This is a genomic window from Streptomyces sp. NPDC031274 (assembly GCF_055570235.1).
The window spans coordinates 1-1061 of record NZ_JBVIHP010000458.1; the positions used below are offsets into that span (position 1 = coordinate 1).

Here is a 1061-nt window from a genome sequence, read left to right on the forward strand (position 1 = left end):
GCGCGAACGCGGCCGGCGCCCACGGCGTACCGACCTGCCTCGATATTGCTGATGCGTGACTGGTTGACGCCCAGCAGGGCCGCGGCCTGGACGGTGGAGAGCCCGGCGCGGTCACGGAGTTTCCGCAGTTCCGAGCCGAGCCGCTGCTGGCGCAGCGTGGGTGTCTTGCTGGACGGCATCAATCTCCCTTCAGGGCGGGCGCGGAGCCGCCGGGTCACTCACACGAGTGGCTATGGCCTTCCTTTCCATCTATCGATGGAATATAGGCCATCAGTGGGCCTACCGTGAGACGCGTTCCGCTCCAACTGCCTTGGTCCGTAAGGCGGAAGTGCACCGCACGCCCGCAAGGGTGCGCGGCACTGCCACCGCTGAGGCGAGGCTGCCGAGTTGACCGAGTCCGTCCCACGCGCATGGCGTACCGCACAACGCCCGGAGGCACGCATGGTCACCGTCACGCTAACTCCACCCACCCCCAATCCGGCCGCACCCGAAGTCTGGTCATACGCCCTCCACTTGCCCCACGATCCCCGCGCGCCCCGCATCGCGCGGCAGACGCTGCGTGCGGTGTTGTCCGGGTATGGCCTCGGAGAGCTGGCGGACGCGTCTGAACTCCTGACCTCGGAGCTGGTGACGAACGCCTACCGGCATACGGAAGGACCCGCCGCGCTACGTCTCCGGGGACTGCCCGGCGGGCGGGGCGTACGGGTGGGCGTATGGGACACCGACCCGCACATCCCACCCCCTTTCGCCTGCCCACCCGCAGGCCTGCCGCCCCTCGCAGAGGGGGCCGAGGGCGGCCGGGGGCTGCGCCTGGTGGCGGAGTGGGCGACAGCGTGGGGCGGCTTCCTCCTGGGCGATGACTTGTTCGGCCAGCGGGGGAAGGTGCTGTGGGTCGAGTGCTGTTGCCCGGCGGGGTGAGCGGGGGCGTTGCTGGGCCTGTGGTGGTGTTGGTGCCGGGGCCGCCCGGTTGTCCGGAGGTTGGCGGTTGCGGGCCGGGAGTCAAGGGCGCTCCTGCGTCGCGTCGGCTACGCCGATTCCGCTGCGCTCCACCCTTGACACTC

At 70.4% G+C, this 1061-nt stretch carries 2 protein-coding genes; one reads left to right on the plus strand and one right to left on the minus strand.

Going from position 1 to position 1061, the window contains the following annotated elements; translation table 11 throughout:
* The coding region (locus ACZ5CR_RS47160; RefSeq protein ID WP_468870236.1) for a helix-turn-helix transcriptional regulator at nt 1-179 on the minus strand (179 nt) is incomplete at its 3' end.
* A 334-nt stretch (nt 180-513) separates the two neighbouring features.
* Here ACZ5CR_RS47160 and ACZ5CR_RS47165 point away from each other — a divergent pair.
* A complete protein-coding gene (locus ACZ5CR_RS47165) occupies nt 514-918 on the plus strand; it encodes an ATP-binding protein (protein ID WP_468870234.1) in 405 nt (134 codons plus the stop codon).
* Nucleotides 919-1061: the final 143 nt, after the last annotated feature.